Source organism: Aquabacter sp. DMC10, from assembly GCF_056314145.1.
The window spans coordinates 21,403-42,433 of sequence record NZ_JBQUYX010000001.1 but is presented as its reverse complement, the minus strand read 5'-3'; the positions used below and the strand labels follow the sequence as shown (position 1 = coordinate 42,433).

Annotated in this window: 16 protein-coding genes; 10 read left to right on the top strand and 6 right to left on the bottom strand. The window is 68.5% G+C overall.

Annotated elements, in window-relative coordinates; translation table 11 throughout:
- Positions 1-266: 266 nt before the first annotated feature.
- Positions 267-1,490: an HlyD family secretion protein gene (locus tag ACT54L_RS00165; RefSeq protein WP_476083515.1), complete on the top strand. Its 1,224-nt coding sequence runs from the start codon at positions 267-269 to the stop codon at positions 1,488-1,490.
- Positions 1,491-1,498: 8 nt separating this feature from the next.
- Positions 1,499-3,070: a DHA2 family efflux MFS transporter permease subunit gene (locus ACT54L_RS00160; RefSeq protein ID WP_476083514.1), complete on the top strand. Its 1,572-nt coding sequence runs from the start codon at positions 1,499-1,501 to the stop codon at positions 3,068-3,070.
- 8 nt (positions 3,071-3,078) lie between these two features.
- On the opposite strand, the gene ACT54L_RS00155 is transcribed toward ACT54L_RS00160, so the two are convergent.
- On the bottom strand, positions 3,079-3,822 hold the full coding sequence (locus ACT54L_RS00155; RefSeq protein ID WP_476083513.1) for an IclR family transcriptional regulator: 744 nt from the start codon (positions 3,820-3,822) through the stop codon (positions 3,079-3,081).
- Positions 3,823-4,074: 252 nt separating this feature from the next.
- Here ACT54L_RS00155 and ACT54L_RS00150 point away from each other — a divergent pair, with 252 nt between their 5' ends.
- Genes ACT54L_RS00150 through ACT54L_RS00140 form a run of 3 tightly spaced genes read left to right on the top strand, consistent with a single transcriptional unit; the run spans position 4,075 to position 8,527 of the window.
- Positions 4,075-6,147 (top strand): 3-hydroxyacyl-CoA dehydrogenase NAD-binding domain-containing protein, encoded by a 2,073-nt coding sequence (locus ACT54L_RS00150; protein ID WP_476083512.1) that lies wholly within the window; start codon positions 4,075-4,077, stop codon positions 6,145-6,147.
- A 22-nt stretch (positions 6,148-6,169) separates the two neighbouring features.
- Entirely contained in the window at positions 6,170-7,360 is a 1,191-nt protein-coding gene (locus ACT54L_RS00145) for an acyl-CoA dehydrogenase family protein (protein WP_476083511.1), read from the top strand.
- 12 nt (positions 7,361-7,372) lie between these two features.
- On the top strand, positions 7,373-8,527 hold the full coding sequence (locus tag ACT54L_RS00140) for an acyl-CoA dehydrogenase family protein (protein WP_476083510.1): 1,155 nt from the start codon (positions 7,373-7,375) through the stop codon (positions 8,525-8,527).
- Between the two features lie 5 nt (positions 8,528-8,532).
- Here the strand turns inward: ACT54L_RS00140 and ACT54L_RS00135 are convergent, their stop codons facing one another.
- Positions 8,533-9,708 carry an amidase gene (locus ACT54L_RS00135; protein WP_476083509.1) on the bottom strand — a complete coding sequence of 392 codons (1,176 nt, stop codon included), beginning with the start codon at positions 9,706-9,708 and terminating at the stop codon, positions 8,533-8,535.
- A 127-nt stretch (positions 9,709-9,835) separates the two neighbouring features.
- A complete protein-coding gene (locus tag ACT54L_RS00130) occupies positions 9,836-10,573 on the bottom strand; it encodes a GntR family transcriptional regulator (protein WP_476083508.1) in 738 nt (245 codons plus the stop codon).
- 141 nt (positions 10,574-10,714) lie between these two features.
- Here ACT54L_RS00130 and ACT54L_RS00125 point away from each other — a divergent pair, with 141 nt between their 5' ends.
- Genes ACT54L_RS00125 through ACT54L_RS00115 form a run of 3 tightly spaced genes read left to right on the top strand, consistent with a single transcriptional unit; the run spans position 10,715 to position 14,242 of the window.
- The gene (locus ACT54L_RS00125) at positions 10,715-12,166 is read left to right on the top strand and encodes an aldehyde dehydrogenase (protein ID WP_476083507.1); all 1,452 of its coding nucleotides are present in this window, start codon (positions 10,715-10,717) and stop codon (positions 12,164-12,166) included.
- 10 nt (positions 12,167-12,176) lie between these two features.
- Positions 12,177-13,208, top strand: coding sequence for an NAD-dependent epimerase/dehydratase family protein (locus ACT54L_RS00120; RefSeq protein ID WP_476083506.1), 1,032 nt, complete (start codon positions 12,177-12,179; stop codon positions 13,206-13,208).
- 53 nt (positions 13,209-13,261) lie between these two features.
- Positions 13,262-14,242, top strand: coding sequence for a tripartite tricarboxylate transporter substrate binding protein (locus ACT54L_RS00115; RefSeq protein WP_476083505.1), 981 nt, complete (start codon positions 13,262-13,264; stop codon positions 14,240-14,242).
- A gap of 122 nt (positions 14,243-14,364) precedes the next feature.
- Here the strand turns inward: ACT54L_RS00115 and hemA are convergent, their stop codons facing one another.
- Positions 14,365-15,648, bottom strand: coding sequence for a 5-aminolevulinate synthase (hemA, locus tag ACT54L_RS00110; RefSeq protein ID WP_476083504.1), 1,284 nt, complete (start codon positions 15,646-15,648; stop codon positions 14,365-14,367).
- A 759-nt stretch (positions 15,649-16,407) separates the two neighbouring features.
- On the opposite strand from hemA, the gene ACT54L_RS00105 reads away from it, so the two are divergent.
- Positions 16,408-17,538, top strand: a complete 1,131-nt coding sequence (locus ACT54L_RS00105) for a type III PLP-dependent enzyme (RefSeq protein WP_476083503.1) — start codon at positions 16,408-16,410, stop codon at positions 17,536-17,538.
- A 111-nt stretch (positions 17,539-17,649) separates the two neighbouring features.
- The gene (locus ACT54L_RS00100; RefSeq protein WP_476083502.1) at positions 17,650-18,207 is read left to right on the top strand and encodes a GNAT family N-acetyltransferase; all 558 of its coding nucleotides are present in this window, start codon (positions 17,650-17,652) and stop codon (positions 18,205-18,207) included.
- Positions 18,208-18,264: 57 nt separating this feature from the next.
- On the opposite strand, the gene glyA is transcribed toward ACT54L_RS00100, so the two are convergent.
- Positions 18,265-19,563: a serine hydroxymethyltransferase gene (gene glyA / locus ACT54L_RS00095; protein WP_476083501.1), complete on the bottom strand. Its 1,299-nt coding sequence runs from the start codon at positions 19,561-19,563 to the stop codon at positions 18,265-18,267.
- Positions 19,564-19,667: 104 nt separating this feature from the next.
- Positions 19,668-21,017: an L-serine ammonia-lyase gene (locus ACT54L_RS00090; RefSeq protein WP_476083500.1), complete on the bottom strand. Its 1,350-nt coding sequence runs from the start codon at positions 21,015-21,017 to the stop codon at positions 19,668-19,670.
- Positions 21,018-21,031 lie beyond the last annotated feature (14 nt).

Below are 21,031 nucleotides of genomic sequence, written 5' to 3'. Positions count from 1 at the left end.
TCCCTCGGATGTCTCCCTCGGACCGGGAGCCGGCGCGCCCATCATGGCCGCGGCAGGCTGTGCGGCAAGCCATCTGCATGACCGCGTTCGGGAGGCATCCCGCTCGCCTGAGCCAAGCCTTGGCTGCGAGGAGAGGGGCGTGCTCCATCTACCGAAATAAGCGGTCCGTGCAGCTGCTGTCAAAGCCATTGACTAAACCGTTTGGTTTGATATGTAAAGAATGAACTGAACGTTTTAGTTCGATCTAGCCCGCAGCGAGACGCCGCATGGCCCGCACCTTGGCCGCCCAATTGGCCCCGCACACACAAGATCCGCAGGATGCCGACCGGCCCGGGGCATCCCCGACGCATGGGGCCCCGGCGCCCGCCGCCGACCGTCCTGAGCCCGCCCCCCTGACCGCCCGCCGCCCGGACGCTCCCGCGCCGGTCCAGCCGCAAGCGGAGCAGGCGAGCCCCGGCAAGCCCTCCCGCAAGCGCAAGATCCTCACCGGGGTGCTCGTCCTGGCGGTGGCCGCCGGCGGCTATTTCGGCTTCAACTGGTGGACCGTGGGCCGCTTCCTCGTCTCCACGGACGATGCCTATGTGTCGGCCGACACCTCCGTGCTCGCGGCGAAGGTGAGCGGCCATATCGTCAGCATTGATGTGGACACCAACCAGCCCGTTCATGCGGGGGAGGTGATCGCCCATATCGATGACGGCGACTATGCGCTCTCCCTCCAGGCGGCGGAGAACAAGATCGCCACCCAGCAGGCCACCATCGCCCGCTTTGGCGAGCAGATCGTCGCCGCCCAGGCCAGTGTCGACCAGGCCAAGGCGCAGTTGAGCTCCGACCAGGCCGAGCTGAACCGCACCCAGCTGGATTACGACCGCCAGTCCAAGCTCGCCAAGTCCGAGTTCGCCAGCCGCTCCACGCTGGAAAACGCGGTGGCCGCGCGCGACAAGGCGCAGGCGGCGGTGGATGCGGCGCAGGCCGCCATTGCTTCGGCCGAGGCCAATGTCGCGGTGCTCAAGGCCCAGCAGACCGAGGCCACCCGCACCCTCGCCGAGCTGACCGTCTCGCGCGACCAGGCCAAGCGCAACCTGGACTTCACCTTCGTGCGCGCGCCATTCGACGGCATTGTCGGCAACCGCGCCGTTCAGGTGGGCCAATTGGTGCAGGCGGGCACGCGCCTCATCGCGCTCGTTCCCATCTCCAAGGTCTATGTGGACGCCAATTTCAAGGAGACCCAGCTCGGTCGCCTGCATGCCGGCCAGAGCGTGGATGTGGAAGTGGACGCCTTTCCCGGCCGCACGTTCCACGGCCGCGTGGTGAGCATCGCCCCCGCGTCCGGGTCGGTGTTCAGCCTGCTGCCGCCGGAAAACGCCACCGGCAATTTCACCAAGATCGTCCAGCGTGTGCCCGTGCGCATCGAATTGGATGACGAGGCGCGGCAGGCGGCGGTGTTGCGGCCGGGCATGTCGGTGACCGCCACCGTCAACACCCGCGGCTGAGGCCCGCCATGTCCGGCTCCCTCGCCTTGCCCGCAGCGACGGCCCGCCCCTCGTCCGAGGGGCGGCGCATGTTCGCCTTCCTGTGCATGGTCTTCGGCATGTTCATGGCGATCCTGGACATCCAGATCGTCTCGGCCTCGCTGGCGGAGATCCAGGCGGGCCTGGCCGCAAGCTCGGACGAGATTTCCTGGGTCCAGACCTCCTATCTCATCGCCGAAGTGGTGATGATCCCGCTGTCGGGCTTCCTGTCGCGGGCCTTCTCCACGCGCTGGCTGTTCGTGGCCTCGGCCGTGGGCTTCACCACCATGAGCCTGTTGTGCGCCACCGCCACCACCATCAGCCAGATGATCGTCTACCGGGCGCTGCAGGGCTTCCTCGGCGGCGGCATGATCCCCACCGTGTTCGCCGCGGCCTATTCCGTGTTCCCGCGGGAGAAGCAGTCGGTGGTCTCGCCCATGATCGGTCTTGTGGCGACATTGGCGCCCACCATCGGGCCGACCGTCGGCGGCTATCTCACCGACCTGTTCTCCTGGCACTGGCTGTTCCTGGTGAATGTGGTGCCCGGCATCTTCGTCGCCATCGCCTGCGCCATCCTGGTGGATTTCGACGAGCCGGACTTGTCCCTGCTGGATCGGTTCGACTGGTGGGGCCTCATCTTCATGGCCGGCTTCCTCGGCAGCCTGGAATATGTGCTCGAAGAAGGGCCCACCAATGACTGGTTCGAGGACAACACCATCCTCATCTTCGCGGTGGTCTGCGCGCTCTCCTCGGTGGCCTTCTTCGCCCGCGCGCTGATGGCGCGCCATCCGGTGGTGGAATTGCGCGCCTTTGCCAACCGCAATTTCGCGGTGGGCTCGGCCTTCAGCTTCGTCATGGGCATTGGCCTTTACGGCCTGACCTATCTCTATCCGCTCTATCTGGCGCGGGTTCGTGGCTATTCGGCGCTGATGATCGGCGAGACCATGTTCGTCTCGGGCCTTGCCATGTTCCTGACCGCGCCCATTGCCGGCCGCCTTTCGGCCAAGCTGGACCCGCGGATCATGATCGCGGCGGGGTTCCTCGGCTTTGCCATTGGCACCTGGCAGGTGACATCCATCACCAAGGACTGGGACTTCTGGGAACTGCTGGTGCCGCAGATTTTGCGCGGCGTCTCCCTGATGGTTGCCATGATCCCCATCAACAACGTCTCGCTCGGCACCTTGCCGCCGGCGCAATTGAAGAATGCCTCGGGCCTGTTCAACCTCACCCGGAACCTCGGCGGAGCGGTGGGGCTCGCGCTAATCAACACGGTGCTGAACAATCGCTGGGACCTGCACCTCGCCCGCCTGCACGAGAGCGTGCAATGGGCGCGGGGCGCGGCCGTGGAGCGGTTGGACACCATGACGGCGGCGCTCTCCGCGCTCGGGTCCGATGCCGACCTCGCGGCCCTGAAGAAGCTGGCCGGACAGGTCCGCATCCAGGCGGAGGTGATGGCCTTCTCGGACGTCTTCCTGGTGCTGACCGCTCTGTTCGTGACCCTCTTCTTCTTCGCCCCGCTCATGCGCCGGCCGGTGAACAAGGGCGGTGGCGGAGGCCATTGAGGGCGCCGTCAGGCGCCCATGACGCCCTCCAGCCGACGGGCGAGGGCGATGAGACGGGGCCGGACATCCTTCAGCAGGAAGTCCGGCGAGGTGATGACGGTGGGCGCGCCACAATTGACCACCATGGGGTCTAACCCCCCGCCCGGGCGGAAGCCCACGGCAATGGCGCTGACGCTTTCCTGCCAGTCGCCGAACGAGCAGCAGCACCCGAGCGTGCGATGTTCCTCCAGCGCGCGCTCGAGGCCTTGCCGCAGCTTGGGCCAGGCCAGCGGGTCGACCCCGCTCAGCTCCTCGAAGAGCGCCTCCCGCTCCTCCCCTGTGAGCGCGGCCACATAGGCCCGGCCCATGGAGCTGCGCGCCATGGACATGCGTGAGCCCACATCGATGTTGAGCGAGATGGCCGCCGCCCCGCGCAGGCATTCCACATAGCGCATGCTGAGCTTGTCCCGCACGCCGAGGCCCACGGTGCCGTCCGAGAAGGTGGCGAGCTCGCGCATGGCGGGCCGGGCGATCTGGCGCACCGAGAGCCCGCCCAACGCCAACGAGCCCAGCGCCATCAATTGCGTTCCCTGGCGGTATTTTCCCGCCTCGGCGACGAAATGCAGATAGCCGAGCTTGGTGAGCGTGTAGGTGAGCCGCGACACCGTCGAGCGCGGGAGCTTGCAGCGTGCCGCGATCTCGTGATTGGCCAGCAGCGTTTCGCCGGGCTTGAAGGCGGAGAGCACCTCCAGACCTCGGGCGAGGGCGGTCACGAAATGGCGGTCTTCCTTTTCTCCAGCGGGAGGTGGGGCGGGAGAAGCGGCGCGGCGCATGGGCGAGGTCCCGGTGGCGAGGGGAGCGTCACGAGAGAGGGGCCTCCCTCGGGTGCATTCTGCAATGCAGAATAGTCTTGGGCCCACTGTCAAGCGCGACCGCCAACCGCCTTGACAGGCGCGCCCGGATCTCTCACGAAAAGGTAGTTTTTGAAATTACATTCTGCAATGCAGAATGAAAGGGAGGCAATCATGGGGCCGGTGCACAGCGAGACTGGAGCGGACGGCGTGCTGGTCCTGACCATCGACAATGCCCCGGTGAACGCCCTTTCTGCCGCCGTGCGGGCCGGGCTCGTCGCCGGTATCGCGGCGGCGAATGAGGCGCCGGCGGTGCGTGCGGTGGTGGTGACCGGCGCCGGCAAGGCCTTCGTGGCCGGAGCGGACATTTCAGAGTTCGGCAAGCCGATGGCCTCTCCCACCTTGCCCGATGTGCTGGAAGCGGTGGAGGGCAGCGCCAAGCCCGTGGTGGCCGCCATCAATGGCGTTGCGCTGGGCGGCGGGCTGGAGCTGGCGCTCGCCTGCCACGCTCGCGTGGTGGCCCCCGGAGCGCGAGTTGGATTGCCGGAAATCAAGCTCGGCATCATTCCCGGCGCCGGCGGCACCCAGCGCTTACCGCGCATTCTTGGGGCGGCACCCGCCTTTGAACGGATGGCGAGCGGCGAGCCCATGGATGCGTCGGAGGCGCTTGCCCGCGGAATCGCGGATCGTCTGGTGCCCGGCGATCTCCTGGCCGATGCACGCCGCCTTGCGCTTGATCTTGCCGATCAGCCCGCTTTGCCGCGGGTGCGCGACCGCACCGATCGCTTCTCCGACGCCGACCGCGCGGCCTTCGAGGCCGCCGCGGCGGAAGCCATCAAGCGCGCCCCGCGCATGCCCAACGTGTCCGCGCTGGCGAAGGCCGTGCGGGCCGCGCTGGACCTGCCGTTCGAGGACGGGCTTGCCGTGGAGCGCGCCGCCTTCATGGATCTGGTGAAGGACCCCAGCGCCAAGGCGCTGCGCCATCTCTTCTTCGCCGAGCGCGCCGCCGCCCGCGTGCCCGGCATCGGCAAGGAGGTGCGCCCGCGCCCCATCGCCCGCGCCGCCGTCATCGGTGCCGGCACCATGGGCGGGGGCATCGCCATGTGCTTTGCCCAGGCGGGCATTCCCGTCACCGTCATCGAGGTGAAGGCGGAGGCCCTGGAGGCGGGGCTCGCCCGCATCAAGTCCAATTACGAGACCTCGGTGAAGCGCGGCTCTCTCGCGCCGGAGGCCATGGCGGCGCAACTCGCCTTGATCTCGGGCGGCGTGGGCCTGGAGGCGGCGGCCGAGGCCGATGTGGTGGTGGAAGCCGCCTTCGAGGACATGGCGGTGAAGGCGGACATCTTCGGCACCCTCGACCGCGTCGCCAAACCCGGCGCCATCCTCGCCACCAACACCTCCTATCTGGACGTGGATGCCATCGCCGCCGCCACCAGCCGGCCGCAGGATGTGGTGGGGCTTCATTTCTTCAGCCCGGCCAATGTCATGCGCCTCCTGGAAGTGGTGCGCGCCAAGGCCACCGCGCCGGACGTGCTGATGACCGGCCTCGATCTCGGCCGCCGGCTCGGCAAAGTGCCGGTGGTGGTGGGTGTGTGCTACGGCTTCGTGGGCAACCGCATGATGGCCAAGCGCAGCCAGGCGGCCGAGCGCGTGCTGCTGGCCGGCGCGCTGCCTCACGAGGTGGACGACGCCTTCACCGCCTTCGGCTTCCGCATGGGGCCGTTCGCGGTGCTGGACCTGGCCGGCCTCGACATCGGCTGGCGCGCGCGCAAGGTGACGGGGGTGAAGGCCCCGGTGGTGGATGCGCTCTGCGAGCGGGGCCATTTCGGCCAGAAAACCGGGCGCGGCGTTTATCTTTATCCGGCCGGCGCCCGCAAGGGCGAGCGCGACCCGGAGACCGAGGCGCTCATCCTCGCTCTCTCCGCCGAGCGGGGCATCACGCGCCGCGCCTTCACGCCGGACGAGATCATGGCGCGCTTGCTCTATCCCATGGTGAATGAGGGCGCGCGCATCCTGGAGGAAGGCATCGCGGCGCGGGCTGGCGACATCGACCTCGTCTGGATCAATGGCTATGGCTGGCCGCCCTTCACCGGCGGCCCCATGCATTGGGCGGAGAGCGTCGGCCTCGCCAAGATCGTCGCTGCGCTGGACACCTTCGCCGAGGAGACAGGCGACGAGAGCCTGCGCCCCGCGGCCTTGCTGCGGACGCTGGCGGAGCAGGGCGGCTCCTTCGCCGACAAGGCATAGGCCAGGACGGAGGGCACCCGCCATGGACCTGCGCTTCACGCCCGAGGAGACCGCCTTCCGCGCGGACGTGCGGGCCTTCTTCCGCAGCGAGATCCCCGCCGCCATCCGCGCCAAGGTCTCGGATGGGCGCCTCCTTGCGCGGGAGGACTACGTCACCTCCCAGCGTATCCTGAACGACAAGGGGTGGGCGGTGCCCCATTGGCCGGTGGAGCATGGCGGCCAGCCCTGGAGCGCGGTTGAGCGCTACATCTTCATGGAAGAGCTGATGCAGGCGGCGGTTCCGCTGCCCTTGCAGTTCAACTGCTTCATGGTGGGGCCGGTGATCGCCACGTTCGGCAGTGAAGCGCAGAAGGCCCGCTTCCTGCCGCGCATCAAGAGCCTTGAGGACTGGTGGTGCCAGGGCTTCTCGGAGCCCGGCGCCGGCTCGGATCTCGCTTCGCTCAAGACGCGGGCGGTGCGCGAGGGCGATCATTACATCGTCGATGGCCAGAAGACCTGGACCACGCTCGGCCAATATGCCGACTGGATGTTCTGCCTCGCCCGCACCGATCCGGCGGCGAAGAAGCAGGCGGGCATCTCCTTCCTGCTCATTCCCATGGACAGCCCGGGCGTCACCGTGCGGCCCATTATCACCATCGATGGCCGGCACGAGGTCAATGAGATCTTCCTGGACCACGTGCGGGTGCCGGCGGAGCTCCTGGTGGGCGAGGAGAACAAGGGCTGGGACTATGCCAAGTTCCTGCTCTCCAACGAGCGCACCGGCATCGCCCGCATCGGCATGTCCAAGGAGCGCCTCGCCCGCGTCAAGCGCCTCGCCCGGGTGACGCCGGCCGGCGCCGGGACAATGTGGGACGATATGGATTTTCGCAGCCGGCTCGCCTCGGTGGAGATCGAGCTCAAGGCGCTGGAGATGACCCAGATGCGGGTGGTGGCGGGCCAGGCGACGCGCGATGCCACCAAGCCCGACCCCGCCTCCTCCATCCTCAAGATCAAGGGGTCGGAGCTTCAGCAGGCGACCACCGAGCTGCTGCTGGAACTGGCCGGTCCTCAGGGGATCGCGGCGCGGGGTGGGCTGGGCGACGACATGGACGGCCTGTTCGCCTTCGCGGAGACGGCGGCGCCGGTCTATCTCAACCACCGCAAGGTCTCCATCTATGGCGGGTCCAACGAGATCCAGCACAATGTGATCGCCAAGGCGATCCTGGGCCTGTGAGGGGGATGCGCTATGGATTTTGATCTCTCCCCCGAGCAGCTTCTCCTCAAAGACAGCGTCGAGCGCTGGGCCACCGACACCTATGGCACGCTGGAGCAGCTCAATGCCGCCCGCGCGGCGCCGCTGGGTTTCCCGGATGAGGGGTGGGCGGCACTGGCCGAGCTCGGGCTGCTCGCCTTGCCCTTTGCCGAGGCCGATGGCGGCTTTGGCGGCGGGCCGGTGGATGTGCAGATTGTCATGGCCGCGCTGGGGCGGGTGATGGCGCCCGAGCCTTATCTCGCCAGCATCGTGCTGGGCGGCGCCGCCGTGCGCTGGGCCGGGAGCGCCGCGCAGCGGGCGGACATCCTGCCCAAGGTCATGGACGGCTCGCTCCGTCTCGCCTTCGCCCATGGGGAGGCGCAGGCGCGCTACGATTTGAATGATGTCGCCACCTCGGCCCGCGCGGGTGAGGGCGGCTTCCGCCTCGATGGGCGCAAGAGTGTGGTGCTCAACGCCGATGCCGCTGGCCTCCTGGTGGTGAGCGCGCGCACCTCCGGCGACCGCCGCGCGGAGGAGGGCATCTCGCTCTTCCTGGTGCCGGCGGATGCGCCGGGCCTGACCCTCGCGGCCTATCCCACCCAGGATGGCGGGCGGGCCGCCGACCTGATTCTGAATGATGTCTTCGTCCCCGCCGACGCCCTTCTGGGCCCGCGCGATGGCGGCCTTGCCGTCGTGGAGAAGGTGGTGGATGGCGCCATCTCGGCGCTGTGTGCGGAGGCGGTGGGCCTTATGGAGGCGCTCACCGCCCTCACGGTGGACTATCTGAAGACCCGCAAGCAGTTCGGCGTTGCCATCGGCACCTTCCAGGCGCTCCAGCACAAGGCGGTGGACATGCTGGTGGCGCTGGAACAGGCGCGCTCCATGGCGCTCTATGCGGCCATGATGGCGGAGGCGGAGGATGCCGAAGCGCGGCGCCTGGCTTTGTCCGCCGCCAAGGTGCAGGTGAACCGCGCCGCGCGCTTCGTGGGCCAGAGCGCGGTGCAGCTCCATGGCGGCATCGGCATGACCATGGAATATCTCGGCGCCCACCATTTTCGGCGCCTCGCCATGATCGAGCTGATGCTCGGCGACACGGCCCATCACCTGCGCCGCGTCACCGAAGGCGGCGGCCTTCTGGCCGCCGATTAAGGGCCTCAGCCGAGCAGGGTTTTCGCGGCGGCGAGGAGGTATTCATCCTTGCCGCGCGGGGCCATGAGGGAGAGGCCGACGGGGCAGCCGTCCAGCGTGCCGAGCGGCAGGGAAATCTGCGGCACGCCCGCATGGCCGGCGGGGCAGAGCAATTCCAGCGCCCGCGCGCGGAAGCTCTCCAGGGCATCGCCGGGGGTGTTGCGCAAGGGGGCGATGCCAGGCGCGGTGGGCAGCACGATGAGCGTGTCGGTGCCGAGCAGGGCATCCATGCGCGCCCGCACCTCGTCGCGCACCACCCGCGCGGCGGCCACTTCCCCCGCATCCAGGGCCGAGGCAGCCGCGAAGCGCTCGCGCACGCCGGGGCCGAAATTGGGCTTCACCTTCTGCACCCAGGCGCCATGGGCGGCCCAGGCCTCGTCCGACTGGATGAGGCGGAAGGCATTGCGCCAGGCGGGCAGGGCACCCTTGGCCACATCCACCTCTTCCACGGCACCGAGGCGTTCGGCCACCCGAGCCAAAGCGGGCGCAAGGGCGGCCGTCACCTCAGGGCCGGCGGCCGCGAACAGGTCGCGCGCCAGCAGCAGGCGGCCGGGGGCGCCCACATCCGCCAGACCGCCGAACAGCACCGCGCCCACCTGCGCGAACAGGACCGGATCGCGGGCAAACCAGCCCACGCTGTCATAGGACGGGGCCAACGGCACCGCGCCGTCGATGGCGATGCGGCCATGGGTGGGGCGAAGCCCGATGATGCCGCAATAGCTCGCTGGCAGGCGCACGGAGCCGCCGGTATCGGAGCCGACGGCGAAGTCGACAAGGCCCCCGGCCACCGCCGCCGCCGAGCCGGAGGACGACCCGCCGGGAATGCGGCCGGGCGCGGCCGGGTTGATGGGCGTGCCGTAATGGTGGTTCTCTCCATTCAGGCTCCAGGCCAACTCGTCGGTGTGGGTCTTGCCCACCAGATGGCCGCCGGCGGCCAAGAGCTTGTCCACCACCGAGGCGCTGCGGCTGGGAATGTCGTGGGTGGCGAGCCAGTCCGGGCTGCCGGCGGCGGTGGGTACGCCGGCCACGTCGAAGAAGTCCTTCACCGCGAAGATGCGGCCCGAAAGCGGGCCGTCGCCGGTGGGCGCGCGGTCGAAATGGCCGTGGGGGACGAAGGCGTCGAGAGTGTCCGTCACAGTCATGTCAGGCTCTTGCAGGTGTCGCCCGTGCCGGGCTGGAAGGTCATCCCTCATACCCGCTTCGCCCTGATTTGCCGACACAAAAGGCGATGGCCTTCCATCCGTGGAGCCCGTGTGGCCAAGCTCGCGCTCAGGCCGCCGGGGTCCGCGCGCGGGTCAGGAACTTCTCCTCATAGAGCCGCCGGGCGCGGCTCATATGGGAGATGGTGAGCGCCTCCAACTCCTTCATCTCGCCGGCCACCAAGAGGTCCACCAGCGTGCGATGCTCGTCGCAGGCCTGGGCGAGGGCGGCGGCATCCGCCACCCCATAGGCGCGGATTGGAAAGCTCAGCCAGTCGTGCTGGCGGATGGTGGCCACCAGGAAGGGGTTGTCGCACAAGGCGAAGACGGCATCGTGGAACATCATGTTGGTGCGATGGATGGCGACGAGGTCGCCCTCGCGCGCCGCCGCCGCATGGGCGTCCAGCCAGTGCCGCACCGGCTTCAGCGCTTCGTCCGAGGGCGGGCGGATGCGCGCCACCGCCGCCCGGTGGAGCACCTCGCGCATGTCATAGAGCCGCGCGATCTCGCCCTTGTCGAAGCGGCGCAGTTCTGCGCCCCGATAGCGCGGCTTCACCACCACGCCGAGCCGCTCCAGCTCTTCCAGCGCGGCGCGCACCACATGGCGCTTGGCGCCGTAATCCTCCATCAGATGGTCTTCGATCAGCCGGTTCCGGGGCAGGATGCGGCCGGCAATGATGTCCGCCTCCAGCGCCGCGATCACCGCCGCCACCGGCGCCGCCAGCGGGCGCTCATCGCCCGGCAGGGTGAAGCGCGCTTCTGCCGCCGCATCGGCTTCATCATCGGGGGCAGGGCGGGAACGGGGCATGGGGAGACTTTCGCAAGCGGCGGGGCGGCATTCCACGCCCTTTTATCAATAATATCATCGAGCGGATCATCGGCATCTACCCCCTGGCAGCGCAGGGCGGCGCGCGTCTAGCGTGCCGGCGCAATTCAGGAGGAAGCACCGATGCCATCCAGCGCACGGGCCATCACGCCGCTTGAGGAGGAGATCGTCTCCATCGATCCCGCCAACGGCCGCATCGTCGGGGCCGTGGCCGCCACCCCACTCGCCGCTATCGATGGGATCGTGGAGCGGGCCTGGCAGGCCTATCGCACCTCGCCCTGGCGGGCCATGGCGCCCCAGCGCAAGGCGCTGGTGATGCAGGAGATCGCGCGCCGCATCGGGGCGGAGAAGGAGAGCCTGGCCCAGCTCCAGATGCGCGACAGCGGCAAGCCGTTGGCCGAGTGCCGGGGCATGGTGGAGTCGGCCGCCGGCGCCTTCCGCTATTATGCCGGCGTGGTCGAGACCATGGAGACTGGGGTCCAGCCCTCGCGCGGCGAGTATGTGGCCATGACCGTGGTGGAGCCCTATGGCGTGGTGCTCTGCATCACCCCCTGGAACTCCCCCATCATGAACGAGGCCGGCAAGGTCGCCCCCGCTCTGGCGGCGGGCAATGCCGTGCTCCTGAAGCCGTCCGAGGACACGCCTCTGCTTGCGCCGGAGCTGGTGCGCATCTGCCTGGAAGCCGGCCTGCCGGAGGGCCAGCTCCAGGTGGTGCAGGGCCGGGGAGAGACGGTCGGCGCAGCGCTGGTCGCCCATCCCGGCGTGCGGATGATCTCGTTTACCGGCGGCACGGTCACGGGCCGCGCCATCGGCAAGGTGGCGGGCGAGCGCCTCGCGCCGGTGGCGCTGGAGCTGGGCGGCAAGTCGCCTCATGTGGTGTTCGCGGATGCCGATCTCGACCACGCGGTGGCAGCGGTGGCCGCCGGCATTTTCGGCTCCGCCGGCCAGAGCTGCGTGGCGGGCTCGCGCCTGTTCGTGGAAGAGAGCGTCTATCGCGAGGTGGTGGACCGGGTGGCGGCGCGTGCCCGCGCCGTGCGGGTGCGCGCGCCTGATGATCCCGAGGTGGAGGTGGGGCCGCTCGCCTCCTTCCACCACCGCGACAAGGTGGCGGCCCATGTGGCCCGGGGGCTTGCGCAAGGCGGCACGGTGCTGGCGGGTGGCGGCGTTCCGCAGGGGCCCGCCTATGACGGGGGCGCCTATTACCTGCCCACCGTCATTGAGGGCCTCGCCCCCGACGCCATGCTTTGCCAGGAAGAGATTTTCGGCCCGGTCCTCGTGGCGCTGCCCTTCAAGGATGAGGCGGACCTGATCGAGAAGGCCAACGGCACCGCCTTTGGCCTCGCCTGCGGCATCTGGAGCGAGAGTTTCAAGCGCGCATGGCGGGTCGGCCGGGCGCTGGAAGCCGGCTCGGTCTGGATCAACACCTACAAGCAGTCCCACATTTCCTCCCCCTTCGGCGGCTTCAAGGCCAGCGGCATCGGCCGCGAGAAGGGCATCGAGGGGCTGCGCCTCTACGGCCAGGTGAAGAGCATCTTCCTCGGCCTCCACGAAAATCCCCTGTCCATTGCCCGCTGAGGGAACCGCCATGACTTCGACCGAACGCACCCCCGCCCTCGCCATTGCCGGCGGCCGCTTCCTCATCGTGGGTGGCGCCAGCCTCGTGGGCTCCACCACTGCCGATCTGCTGCTCGCCCAGGGCGCGGCCGAGGTGGTGATCCTGGACAATTTCTCCTTCGGCGCCCGCCAGACCATCGCGCACCTGGAAGGCAATCCGCGCGTACGCATCGAGACGGCGGACATCACCCGCCTGCCGCAGCTGCTGCGCGCCATCCGCAACGTGGACGGCGTCATCCACCTCGCCGCCATGATGACCATCTCCATGGACCGCGACCCCGAGGTGGGCCTGGAGGTGAACATCGATGGCGTGCGCAACGTCATCGCCGCCTGCTGCGCCAATGGGGTGCGCAAGCTGGTCTTCGCCTCTTCCAACGCCGTCTATGGCTATGGCCCCGGCGTTGCGGGCGAACTGGTGGAGAAGACGCCCTTCCATTCCGCCGGCGCCCCGCCGGCGGCGGTGCTCTATGGCGCCTCCAAGATCATCGGCGAGCAGCTCTGCCGCGACGCCTTCCGTCGCTATGGGCTCGACTATGTGATCCTGCGCTATTCCACGGTCTATGGGGAGCGCCAGCATTATCGCGCCGCCAATGCGCTCTACATCATCGAGACCCATGACCGGCTGAAGAAGGGCCTGGCCCCCCGCGTGCTGGGCGACGGGTCCGAGACCAAGCATTTCGTCTATGTGGGCGATGTGGCCCGCGCCAATGCGGCCGCGCTCGCCTCCCCCGCCACCGACGTGGCCGTGAACCTCTCCGGCCCCGCGCCGGTGACCACGCTGGAACTGGTGAACCTGGTGGCGGAGGTCGCCGGCATTCCCATCGCGCCGGAGCATGTGGAGCCCGAGCCCGGCAAGGTGCGCCTCACCACCGGAGGGGCCTTCCGCATCGCTCATGAGCAGGCCGAGCGCGTCATCGGCTGGAAGCCGGAAGTCACCATGCGCGAGGGCATCCGCCGCCTCATCGCCTGGCGCGACGGCATCACCGCTGAGGCGGCAGAGTGAGCGGCCGCGCGCCGCTCTCCCCTCGACAGCACAACCATAATCTGGAGGACACCATGGACCATAACCTCACTCGCCGCCACTTCATGAGCGCCGCCGCCGGCCTTGCCGCCGGGCTCGTGGCGGCGCCCGCCGTGCTGCGTGCGGACACCTTCCCGAGTCGTCCGGTGGAACTGGTGGTGGGCTTTGCCCCCGGCGGCGGCACGGATGTGACCGCCCGCACCTTCGCCGGCTATCTCTCCACGGAGCTGGGCAGCCAGGTGATCGTGCTGAACAAGCCCGGCGCCTCCGGCGAGATCGCGCTGGCGGGCGTCGCCCGCGCCAAGCCCGACGGCTATACGCTGGGCGTCACCAACATGCCGGGCCTCGTCACCTTGCCCATCGAGCGGCAGACCAAGTTCCAGCTGTCCGACTTCGACTATGTGGCCAACCTCGTCTCCGACCCCTCCGCCTTCTCGGTGCAGCCGGACAGCGCCATCAAGACGCTGAAGGACCTCATCGCGGCGGCCAAGAAGGATCCCGGCGGCGTCACCTTCGGCTCAACCGGCATCGGAACCGATGACCATCTGTGCCTGGTCCTGTTCGAGCAGGCCACCGGCGTGCGGCTGAACCACGTGCCCTTCCAAGGCGCCGGCCCCATGCGCACGGCGGTGCTGGGCGGACAGGTGACGGTGGCCGGCCTCAATGTGGGGGAGGTCGCCCCGTTCCAGACCCAGCTGCGCATGATCGCCCAGGGTGGCGCCACCCGCTCGCGCTTCGCCCCCGACGTGCCCACCTTCAAGGAGCAGGGCATCAATGTGGAGATGGGCTCCGAGCGGGGCATCATCGGGCCGAAGGGGCTGCCCGCCGAGGTGATGGCGAAACTCTCCGAGGCCACGGCCAAGATCATGAAGAATCCGGAGTTCCTCGCCAAGATCGAAAGCCAGTACACCCAGGAAGACTACCTGCCCGGCCCCCAATGGCGCGAGCGCCTCGCGGTCGCCGACGCCAAGTTCCGGGCCCTGTGGCAGTCCCAGCCGTGGTCGGGCAAATCCTGACCGGCAAGTCGCGAGCGACAGGACCTGGGTGCCATCCTCGTCTGGGGGGCAGCGTCGAGCGGAAACAAAAAAGGCCGGGATGCGAGGGCATCCCGGCCTTTTCCTTGAAGACAGACGGGCCTTCAGCCCCCGGCCATGGGCACGGGGATCGGGGCGGGCGCGGAGGCGCCGACGGCGGCGCGCAGCGGCTGGGGCGTGCGCACAACGCGGGGCAGGTCGAGGCGGGACCACACATCGCACAGCGATTCGGCCAGATGGTTGATCATCCGATCGGTATGGAAGGGGGTCGGCGTGATGCGCAGGCGCTCGGTGCCGCGCGGCACGGTGGGATAATTGATGGGCTGGATATAGATGCCGTGCTCGGCGAGCAGAACGTCGCTCGCCGCCTTGCAGGCCTTGGCATCGCCCACCATCACCGGAACGATATGGGTGGGGGTGTCCATCTGCGGCAGGCCGGCGGCGGCCAGCGCCGCCTTGACCTTGGAGACCTGCGCCCGCTGCCCGTCGCGCTCGGCCTGGGAGACCTTGAGGTGGCGGATGGAAGCGGTGGCGGCCGCGGCGACCGCCGGGGGGAGGGCGGTGGTGAAGATGAAGCCGGGAGCATAGGAGCGCACGGCATCCATCACCACGCGCTTGCCAGTAAGATAGCCGCCGACCACGCCAAAGGCCTTGCCCAGCGTGCCCTCGATCACGTCGACGCGGTCCATCACGCCATCACGCTCGGCAACGCCGGCGCCGCGCGGGCCGTACATGCCCACCGCGTGAACCTCGTCCAGATAGGTCATGGCGCCGTAGCGCTCGGCCAGGTCGCAGATGGCGGCGATGGGGGCGATGTCGCCGTCCATGGAATAGACGCTCTCGAACACCACCACCTTGGGGCGGTTGCCGGCGGCCTGGAGCAGCTCTTCCAGATGGGCGAGGTCGTTGTGGCGGAAGATGGCCTTCTGCCGGCCGCCCTGGCGCACGCCCTCGATCATGGAATTGTGGTTGAGTTCGTCGGAGATCACCACGCAGTCGGGGATCAGCTTGACGATGGTGGAAATGCCAGTGGCATTGGAGACATAGCCGGAGGTGAAGACCAGCCCCTGCTCCTTGCCATGCAGATCCGCCAGCTCGCGCTCCAGCATCACGATCTCGTGGCTGTTGCCGGAGATGTTGCGGGTGCCGCCGGCACCGGCGCCGCGCAGCGAGGCGGCTTCGCGCATGGCTTCGATCACCGCGGGATGGCGGCCCATGCCCAGATAATCGTTCGAGCACCACACCACGATCTCGCGGGGGCCTCCGGCCGAGTGCCAAAGCGCGCGCGGAAAGCGGCTCGCATCGCGTTCGATTTCCGCGAAAGTGCGGTAGCGGCGCTCCCGGCGCAGGGCGTCGACGGCGTCAGCGAAGAAGTGGTCGTAGGTCATTCCGAATCCTGCGGCGGGACGAGGTCGCGGAGGGATCCTCTTCATTATCACTCTAGGGCGCCACCTTGCTCCTTGTATTGATACCAATCAAGAGCACATGTCCGCGACGCGGCGATCCGGCGCGGCTGGCGCAAGCTTGGCGGGTGCGAAAGGGCCGCAGGGGGTGAGGCGCCTTTTCCTTTGCCGGCGCTGCTGGAAAAGTGGCACCATTGTGGATCAAAATTCATCAAATTGCCGCTTGCGAAGGCGGCCGAATTCTCCTAAATCCCCGCTTGCCCAATTTCGCACGTGCCTGTGGTCGCGTGTCGGTCGGTGGAAGTCCGGACAAGAGGCCGGAAAGCTACCAGGACGACCGATAGCCGGAGGGAACCGGCCCACCCCGCTCCTCACGCGGGGGACGTGACTTGAAGCAACGACGTAGCGGGCTTTTTTGGTCTCAGTCGGCCCTCCAAAGGTCGGCGTTACTGAAGAGGCACTACATCTTGCCGGCCGTGCGGAGCGGGACTTCCCCTCTCCAAGCGCGCGCATCTCTCTAACGCCTCGCGTTCGTCTGACGACGAGCCGAGCGAAGGGATGCCGTTCGGCGCGATGATGCGGCCGGTTTGCGACCGGCGAAGCGGGTATGGCCCGTCGGGAGGAGTGCGCGTCCACACCGCGCTTCCCCCACGGGTGCGTGCCCCGGACAGGCAGGTGCCTGTCCGTCCTGTCGTCGCGCGGTCAAACGCGCTTCACGAGGCTTCAGGTCACGGGGAGGTTTCCATGACCAATCGCATCCGCGAATTTCTCAAGACCCGTCGCGAAGACGGTCCCTGCGTGGTGGTGGATCTGGATGTGGTGCGCGCCAATTACGCCGCCTTCTCCCGCGCCCTGCCGGACACCCGCGTCTTCTATGCGGTGAAGGCCAATCCCGACGCCGCCATCCTGCAGGCGCTGGCCGAGCTCGGCTCGTGCTTCGACACCGCCTCCGTGGGCGAAATCGAGATGGTGCTCGCCGCCGGCGCCAGCCCCGACCGCATCTCCTTCGGCAACACCATCAAGAAGGAGCGCGACATCGAGCGCGCCTACAAGATCGGCGTGCGCCTGTTCGCGGTCGATTCGTACGAGGAAGTGGAGAAGATCGCCCGCGTCGCCCCCGGCGCCAAGGTGTTCTGCCGCATCCTGTGCGACGGTGCCGGCGCCGAATGGCCGCTGTCCCGCAAGTTCGGCTGCGAGCCCGAAATGGCCGCGGACGTGCTGGAGCATGCCCACCGCCTGGGCCTCCAGGCCTATGGCGTGTCCTTCCATGTGGGCTCGCAGCAGAAGAATGTGCATGCCTGGGACCAGGCGCTGGCCTCTGCCGCCGGCATCTTCCAGGACTGCGCCCTGCGCGGCATCACCCTGTCCATGGTGAACCTGGGCGGCGGCTTCCCCACCCGCTACCTGCAGGACGTGCCGGCCGCAGCCGCCTATGGCGAGGCGATCTTTGATTCGCTGCGACGTCACTTCGGCAATTCCATCCCCGAGACCATCATGGAGCCCGGTCGCGGCATGGTGGGCAATGCCGGCCTGATCGAGACCGAAGTGGTCCTGATCTCGAAGAAGTCCGAAGCCGAGGCCCTGCGCTGGGTCTATCTGGACATCGGCAAGTTCGGCGGCTTGGCTGAGACCATGGACGAGGCCATCCGCTACCCGCTGCGCACCCCGCGTGACGGCGACGATACCGCGCCCTGCGTGCTTGCCGGCCCGACCTGCGATTCGGCGGACGTGATGTATGAGAAGACCCCGGTGCACCTGCCGGTGTCGCTCGCCATCGGCGACAAGATCCTCATCGAGGCTTGCGGCGCCTACACCACGACCTATTCGGCCGTGGCCTTCAACGGCTTCCCGCCGCTGAAGTCCTACGTGATCTGACGATCACGCCTTCCGCACCGATCCCGGCGCCTTGATGGCGCCATGCAAGCCGGGCTTCTGCCCGGCCGGGTCGGCGTCTTTCGGCCTTCGGTTGTGGCACAGGAGGTGCCGATGACTGAGATTGTTGCTGAGAAACTGGAAGAGGTCGCCGCGCGCGAGGCCCTGCTGGACCTCATCATGCCGGCCCGGTTCGAGAAGTCGTCCGAGCGCATCCGCGAGGGCCGGCTGCCGGCCGAAGGCCTGTCCTTTGTTGCCCATGGTCCCGACGGCCGCCTGGCGGCCACCGTGCGCCTGTGGAACGTCACCGCTGGCCCCGGCTGCCCAGCGCTGCTGCTGGGCCCCCTGGCGGTCCATCCCTGGTTCCGTTCCGTGGGGCTTGGCGCCGAGATGATGCGCGTCGCCATCGCGGAGGCCGCGCGGCTTGGCCATGGCGCCATCCTGCTGGTGGGCGATGCGCCTTATTATGCGCGCTTCGGCTTTTCCAGCGCGCTGACCGGTCAGCTCTGGATGCCGGGTGCCTATGAGCGCGACCGGCTCCTGGCCCTGGAGCTGAAGCCCGGCGCCCTGTCCGGCGCCCGTGGCCTCATCAGCCCCACCGGCGCCCGGGTGGAACTGCCCACCGTCGCCGAACTGGTGGCGGGCCTCGACGGGCTGAAGCGCATCGCCTGAGCGCGGCGCGCAACGAATCGATTGTGGGGAGCGCAGGCGTTGCGCTCCCCTTTTTCGTTACAGGCTCTGATAGAGCGGGAAGCGGTGGCAGAGCGCCTCCACCTTTCCGCGCACCGCGCATTCCACCGCGCCATTACCCTCAGCGCCATTGGCGGCAAGCCCCCGGAGCACGTCGGCGATGAGGTCGCCCACGGTCTCGAACTCGGCAATGCCGAAGCCGCGCGTGGTGCCGGCGGGCGTGCCCAGGCGGATGCCGGAGGTGACCGCCGGCTTTTCGGGATCGAAGGGAATGCCGTTCTTGTTGCAGGTCAGGCCCGCCCGCTCCAGCGCGGCCTCGGCCGCCTTGCCGGTGACGCCGAAGGGCCGCAGGTCGACCAGCACGATATGGCTGTCCGTGCCGCCGGAGACGATGGCCGCCCCCCGCTCCACCAGCCGGGCGGCGAGCGCACGGGCATTAGACACCACCTGCAAGGCATAGGTTCGGAAGCCCTCGTCCAGCGCCTCGCCGAATGCCACCGCCTTCGCCGCGATCACGTGCATGAGCGGCCCGCCCTGGAGGCCGGGGAACACGGCCGAATTGATCTTCTTCGCCAGGGCTTCGTCATCGGTGAGGATGAGGCCCCCGCGCGGCCCCCGCAGGGTCTTGTGGGTGGTGGAGGTGACGATGTGGGCATGGGGGAAGGGTGAGGGATAGGCGCCCGCCACGATCAGCCCGGCATAATGGGCTGCGTCCACCATCAGCGTCGCGCCCACCTGGTCGGCGATGGCGCGGAAGCGGGCGAAATCGATGATTCGCGGATAGGACGATCCACCCGCGATGATGAGCTTCGGCTGATGCTCCAGGGCGAGGCGCTCCACCTCGTCATAATCGATGAGCGCGGTCTCGCGGCTGACGCCGTAGCCCACCGCCTTGAACCACTTGCCCGAGAGGGTGGGCGGGGCGCCATGGGTGAGGTGGCCGCCGGCCGCCAGCGACATGCCGAGAATGCAATCGCCCGGCTGGAGCAGGGACATCAACACGGCGCCATTGGCCTGCGCCCCCGAATGGGGCTGCACATTGGCATAGGCGCAACCGAACAGGGCCTTGGCGCGGTCGATGGCGATCTGTTCCACCACGTCCGCATGCTCGCAGCCGCCATAATAGCGCCGGCCCGGATAACCCTCGGCGTACTTGTTGGTCAAGACGCTCCCCTGCGCCGCGAGCACGGCTTCCGACACGATGTTCTCGGAGGCGATGAGTTCGATCTGGTCGCGCTGGCGGTGAAGCTCGGCGGCGATGGCGCCGAACACGGCAGCATCGGCACCGGGCTGCCCCAACACGGGGGCGGGTGTCAGGGAGGTGGCAAGGGCGGGCATGGGGTGCGTTCCTCTCTTCTGGATGAGCGGGGGCGTTCCGCCGGGAGGCCGGCGGCTGGATCGGTCAGGATGGGGAAGAAGGCTGCGGCTGTGCCGCTAGCCGGTCAGCATTCGGGGACGTTCACGGCGAGGCCGCCCTGGGACGTCTCCTTGTACTTGGACTGCATGTCGAGGCCGGTCTGGCGCATGGTCTCGATGACCTGGTCCAGCGACACGAAATGAGTGCCGTCGCCCCGCAGGGCGAGGGAGGCGGCGGCGATCGCCTTGTTGGCGCCGAAGGCGTTGCGTTCGATGCAGGGGATCTGCACCAGCCCGCCAATGGGATCACACGTCATGCCCAGATGATGCTCCATGGCGATCTCTGCGGCATTCTCGATCTGAGCCGGGCTCGCCCCCAACGCTGCCGCAAGTCCGGCGGCGGCCATGGAAGCGGCGGAGCCCACCTCGCCCTGGCAACCCACTTCGGCGCCGGAAATGGAGGCATTGGTCTTGATGAGCGCGCCGATGGCGGCGGCGGTGAGCAGGAAGGCACGGATCTGGCCCGGCCCGACGCCGGGACAGAAATCCCGGGCATAGCGCAGCACCGCCGGCACGATGCCCGCCGCTCCGTTGGTGGGCGCGGTCACCACGCGCCCGCCGGAGGCATTTTCCTCATTCACCGCGATGGCGAAGACGGACACCCAGTCCATCACCTCGTGGGGCGCGCGGGCATTGTCGCCGGCGCTGGCCTCCAGCCGCTCGCGGATGGACTTGGCGCGCCGGCGCACCTTCAGGCGGCCGGGCAGAACGCCGTCGCGGGCAAGGCCCCGGTCGATGCAGGCGAACATGGTGGCGGCGAGGGCGTCCAGGCGCTCTTCCACTTCGGCGCGGGGGCGCAGGGCGCATTCATTGGCCATCTGCAATTCGGCCGGCGAAAGGCCTGCCTGGGCGCAGCGGGTCAGAAGCGTGCGGGAATTGGCGAAGGGATAGGGGACGGGCATCTCCTGAGCGGCCAGGGTTTCGCCCTCGCGCACCACGAAGCCGCCGCCGATGGAATAATAGACCTGCTCCTCCAGCACCGCGCCCGCACCATCGAGGGCGCGAAAGCGCATGGCGTTGGTGTGGAAGGGCATCAGCGTCTCGAAGTCGAAGACGAGATCCTTCTCGGGGTTGAACACGATACGTCGGCCGCCCGGCAGGGCGAACGACTTCTCGATGTCGAGCCGCGCCACCAGCGCGGGCACCGCGTCCGGATCGAGTGTCGCGGGCACGCAGCCCAAGAGGCCGAGGCAGATGGCCTGGTCGGAGGCATGGCCCTTGCCGGTCCAGGCCAGCGAGCCGAACAGCTCCGCCGTCACCCGCGCCGTGCCCTCCGGCATCGCCTCGCGGAAGCGCCGTCCGGCCACCATGGGCCCCACCGTGTGGGAGGAGGAGGGGCCGATGCCGATCTTGAACAGGTCGAACACGGAGATCATGGCGTTTCCGGGCG